The organism is Streptomyces sp. NPDC056160, from assembly GCF_042268205.1.
Taxonomy (GTDB): domain Bacteria; phylum Actinomycetota; class Actinomycetes; order Streptomycetales; family Streptomycetaceae; genus Streptomyces.
Genome location: NZ_JBHJUW010000270.1, coordinates 1 through 4,870 on the forward strand (window position 1 = coordinate 1; position 4,870 = coordinate 4,870).

Genomic DNA, 4,870 nt, shown 5'->3' on the forward strand with positions numbered 1-4,870 from the left:
CCTACATCCAGGGCCGACAACCACCCCACCCGTCACAGACCGTGACGGGCAGTCAGCGGCCACCGACCTTGCACCGCTCAACTTCGAAGACCCGAACCGGCACTTATTCCCCTGCGAGGAGGCACACGCCATACGCCTCCAGGCCGTGCTGCCCGACGCGGCGGACCTGACCACGCACGAGATCAGGGAGGTGAAACGTTTCATAGGGGCGCATGACGTAACCGATCGCGCCCTGCGTCTGCGGATCACACTGGAACTGCTGGCCGGGATCACCATGGCTATCCAGGCAGAGAACGGCTCGGTCAGGCTGCTGGTCGGCGATGTGGAAGAGCACGTTGCGCTGCGGCACCTCATGCTCCTCGGACTCGATGTGCATCTGCTGACAGGCACCACACCGTCACTGAGCCGGCAGGACCTCATGCACCCCATGTACATCGCGCGCGAGAAGGTACTCCCCTTCTGCGCGTGGGTCCCGAATGCCGAAGAAGTCGCGAAGCGCGGGAAGCTCCTCGAACAGGCCATCGTAGATGCCTCGCCGATCCGTGCTCTGCGGGGACTCATGGCAGAGCTGTCCGGGACCGTGAAACGCCGGGAGATCCCCGGAAGGATGGCTGCCTGATGGCGGAAGGCGTCATGCTGCGGGAGTTCTACGAGGAGTTCACGGAACGCAACCGCGATTTCATATCCGACCGGGCGCAGGAGGAACTGTCCCAGGCGCGGATCCTGATCGCTGGCTGCGGCTCTACCGGGGGCGCCGCGGTGGAACCCCTGGCCCGCCTCGGTGTCCAGAACTTCGTCCTGGTCGACGTCGGCGAGTTCGAGCTGAACAACCTCAACCGTCAGCACGCAGCGTTCACCGACATCGGCAGACACAAGGCCGAGGTCGCGGCCAGGCGGGTCATGGAGATCAACCCGCACGCCCGCGTGGAAGTGGTGACCAACGGCGTCACAGCGGACAACGCCCAGGATTTGGTCGACAGGTGTGCTGTGGTCATCGACGGTGTCGATGTCACCGAACGGCCCGGATGGCGCGCGAAGTACTCTCTCCACGAGGCCGCGGCGCGCGCCCGCCGGCCGGTGCTGACCGGATACGACATGGCCGGCACCCAGTACATCCGGTTCTACGACTACCGAAAACCCGAAGGACGCCCGTTCGACGGGAAGATCACCTCGGCCATGGTTGACCAGGCGATGGTGTGGTCCCTCCTGTTCAAAGCGATCCCGGTGCGCTTCATCCCCCTGGAAATGCTGCGGAACGCCCGTGACCACCTGGGCGAGACGGACTACAGCGTTCCGCAACTCGTCTACGCGTCCCTGCAGTTCGGCGCGCTCAGCGCCCGGATGGTGGCCGAGATCCTCGCCGGGGAACCTGTACGCCGCCACGTCGCGTGGGACGTGCACCGGGCCACACGCCGCACCGCGGACCGGTGGAGTGCAGCAGTGCAGCGCCCCTTCACCCTGCTCGGCGGCGTGCGCGAGCTCGCCTCCCTCGCCAGAGCCCGTAGTTGACCGTTCGCGAAGTCGACTGAGGGCTGTTGCGCGGGCCCGTGACCCCGATCCCCTGGGGGTTACGGGCCCGCTCGTTCGTGAACCGCAACCGCTGCTTTCCTGTTGATGCCCCTTCGTGCCGTCAAGAGGCCTTCTTGAGCAGGCCGGACAACATGTAGCCGACGACCTGGGATGCTTCACGGCCGGCCTTTTCGTGGTCGTCGGCAAGAGCCAGCGATGTCGCTGCCTCGCACAGCGTCCCGAAGATCACTGCACCTGCCATCTTAATCGACACATCCTGGAGCTCTCCACGGGCCTGCAGCGCTTCCAGAAGCCCCAGTACCAGAGGAAGCGCCAGCTCGTCGTCGATCTCCCGGCAACGGTGGACACCGAGCACACCGGCAGACTGCCGCAGCAGCGACCGCTTGCGGGCGTCGGCGACATAGCTGTCCAGGAAGACCTGTACGGCGGTCACGGCGACCAGCCACGGCGGCTGATCTTTGTCGGCACCGGCCGCCGCGGTGACGTCCTTCCTGACGTGCGTCAGAACCTCCCCCTGGCTGACCCGGAAAACCTCGTCGAAAATGGCCCGTTTGTCGGCGAAGTGGTGGTAAACGGCCCCCTTGCTCACACGCGCAGCGGTGGCGATCTCATCGATGGTCGTGACGTCGAAACCTTTCTCGGCGAAGAGCTCCGCGGCCGCATCGAGCAACGCGGCGCGTGTCATCGCGGCGCACTCGGCGCGCCGAGACTTGACTCCCATATGACCTCCAAGAATACTGACCGACCGTAAGTCACCGACTCTGAGTCGGTCAAAGCCCGACGCCTGTCATTGCCCAGCATTCTCCCCAGCTCCTCCAGCGTGAGGCTTCACATGACTTCGCACACCTCATCCCCGCCTTCCCCCGGCGACTTCGCAGCCCGAGCCTCTCGGTTGATCGGCAAGGGGCGTTGGGTGCTGCTGGCGCTGTGGCTGGCAGCCCTGGCCGTCAGTGGAGTCGGCGCCTCGTCGATCGCCAACTCGCTGAGCGGGGGCGGCTGGTACGTGTCTGGGTCCGACTCGGCCAAGGCCGCACACCAGCTCGAACACGGATTCAAGGGCCGAGGCAAGACCACTGTCACCCTCGTCATTCACGACAAGCTGCACACCACAGACAGTGCGCCGTTTGCCGAACGGGCCCGTGACGTCGCCCGATACGTCAAGGCGAACGAGACGCTGAAGGTCACGGACATCAACGGATGGACCACGCTCTCTGCCGAGAACAGGTCCCCGTACGCCGGCGACGACCATCGGACAGCCATCGACTCGCTTGCTCTCTACCTCGACGATGGCACCGCACGCCGCGAGCTCCCCACCATCCAGAAGAACCTGACGGACCGCTTCGAGGGCAAGGGACTCGAGGTCTCCCTGGTAAGCCCTTCCTCCTTCTGGGGCGAGGTCAACGCCCTCAGTCAGGAGGGCCTGGCCAAGGCAGAGCTGATCACGATGCCCCTGATCATCGTGATCCTGCTGCTCCTCTTCCGTAGCGTCGCCGCGGCCCTGGTCTCGCTCGCGGTGGGCGTATCCGCGATCGTCTTTACACTCGGCCTGCTGGCACCGATCTCCCAGTACTACGAACTGTCGGTGTTCGTGGAGAACGCAGCCACCATGCTGGGGCTGGGCGTCGGAGTGGACTACTCCCTCTTCATGATCACCCGATTCAAGGAGCAGCTCGCCAGGGGACAGAGCGTCGAAACCGCCGTCGCCGCCACCCTGCGCACCTCCGGGCACACTGTCCTCGCCTCCGGCGTGACCATTATTCTTGCGATGTGCACGCTGTTCCTCATCGACCTCAACGTCATCTTCTCCCTCGCCCTCGGCGCCACCGTGGTCGTCGCCTTCTCCGTGCTGACCGCCGTCCTCTTTCTCCCGGTTCTGCTGCACCTCCTGGGAGACCGGATCAACGCTGGCCGCATACGCCTCCCCCGCCGCCGTCCGAACCCGGACGCAGCAACAGGCGACGAGTCCAGCCGCTGGTACCGCATCGCCCTGAAGGTCATGGCTCGCCCGGTACTCTTCCTCGCCGCGACCAGCATCGCTCTGCTCGCACTGGCCGCGCCGGCCACGCAGCTGCGCACGTTCTCCCCCGACGCCCGTATCCTCCCGAGTACCTCACAGGTCCGGGTCGGCTACGACCACATACAGGACGCCTTCGGGGGCGGCACCACCTCGCCCATCCAGGCAGTCATCACGTCGAAGAAGCCCCTCGACGAGTCGGCGCAGGCCGAGGAGCTGACCGAGTTCAGCAACCGCCTGGCGCAGCTCCCGCACATCGAACGGGTCGACTCGGCCCTGCCCGCGCTGCAGGCGGTTTCCCCCAAGGCCCCCTTCGCGGCCCTTGCCGGCCCCGTCATGGACCGGCTGCCGGGCGACGCCCGGGCCACGATCCGCCATTACGTCGCCGATGACAACCGGACCGTCGTCTTCGAAGTCATCCCGGACACCAAGGCATCCAGCGACGCCGCGCGGAATCTGCTGAGCCGCGTCCAGGACGAGGCGGACAGGCTCCCCACATCGCTGAACGCCTCGATCGGCGGCGAAACGGCCGAGGGACTCGACGCCAACCGCGTCATCCAGGACGGCCTGCCGATCGTCATCGTGGTCATGCTGGCCGCGGTGTACCTCGTCCTTCTGCTGACCTTCCGGTCGCTGCTGCTGCCGCTGAAGGCCATCGCCATGAACCTGCTGTCGATCGCCGCGACCTACGGCGTCCTGGTACTCGTCTTCCAGCGCGGCATGGCTACCGGGCTGCTGCACTTCGAGCAGACGAACTACCTGCAGAACTTCGTCCCCGTACTGCTGCTGGCGCTGCTGTTCAGCCTCAGTACCGACTACGAGGTCTTCCTCCTCGACCGGGTCCGCGAAGAGTATCTGGCAACCGGAGACAACACGGCATCCGTGGCCCGCGGCCTCACCCAGACCGCGCCCCTGATCTCAGGCGCCGCACTGCTGATGGTCGCCGTCTTCGGGGCCTTCGGATTCGCCGGCATCGTCCCCATCCAGCAACTCGGATTCGGCATGGCCGTCGCCATCCTCCTCGATGCCACCCTCGTACGACTCCTGCTCGTGCCGGCCTCCATGCGCCTCATGGGCCGCTGGAACTGGTGGCTCCCCGGACGGCGCAACCCGGCCCAACCCCAGAAACCGACGGCCCCGAATGCCGACACACACCCCGAACGAGCAACCGTCAGGCAGTGAGAGATGGAATGAGGTACAACGGTGTGCTGATTGTCTTCGCGCTGCTTCTCCTAGTACTCCAGCAGTACTTCGTGGCTTGACCTGGGGAAACGTCGAGCGGTGGGAGTGTAGCGGGCGGGGGTTCGTCACGAATGGCTTCTGCCC

Annotated in this window: 4 protein-coding genes; 3 read left to right on the top strand and 1 reads right to left on the bottom strand. The window is 65.7% G+C overall.

What is annotated here, in order from left to right; translation table 11 throughout:
- Positions 1 to 619 (top strand): hypothetical protein (locus ACFC02_RS41615; RefSeq protein ID WP_376368077.1); only part of this gene is annotated, 619 nt, incomplete at its 5' end.
- Positions 619 to 1,509, top strand: a complete 891-nt coding sequence (locus ACFC02_RS41620) for a ThiF family adenylyltransferase (RefSeq protein WP_376368079.1) — start codon at positions 619 to 621, stop codon at positions 1,507 to 1,509. The genes ACFC02_RS41615 and ACFC02_RS41620, both read left to right, overlap by 1 nt.
- A gap of 121 nt (positions 1,510 to 1,630) precedes the next feature.
- Here the strand turns inward: ACFC02_RS41620 and ACFC02_RS41625 are convergent, their stop codons facing one another.
- The gene (locus ACFC02_RS41625) at positions 1,631 to 2,251 is read right to left on the bottom strand and encodes a TetR/AcrR family transcriptional regulator (RefSeq protein WP_376368081.1); all 621 of its coding nucleotides are present in this window, start codon (positions 2,249 to 2,251) and stop codon (positions 1,631 to 1,633) included.
- Positions 2,252 to 2,443: 192 nt separating this feature from the next.
- Between ACFC02_RS41625 and ACFC02_RS41630 the strand changes: the two genes are divergently transcribed.
- A complete protein-coding gene (locus ACFC02_RS41630) occupies positions 2,444 to 4,726 on the top strand; it encodes an MMPL family transporter (RefSeq protein WP_376368083.1) in 2,283 nt (760 codons plus the stop codon).
- The last annotated feature ends 144 nt before the right edge of the window (positions 4,727 to 4,870 follow it).

What these genes read in the sequence shown, in the direction of transcription:
- ACFC02_RS41620 (WP_376368079.1), top strand. Translation starts at nt 619, where the DNA reads ATGGCGGAAGGCGTCATGCTGCGGGAGTTCTACGAGGAGTTCACGGAA.
- ACFC02_RS41625 (WP_376368081.1), bottom strand. Translation starts at nt 2,251, where the DNA reads ATGGGAGTCAAGTCTCGGCGCGCCGAGTGCGCCGCGATGACACGCGCC.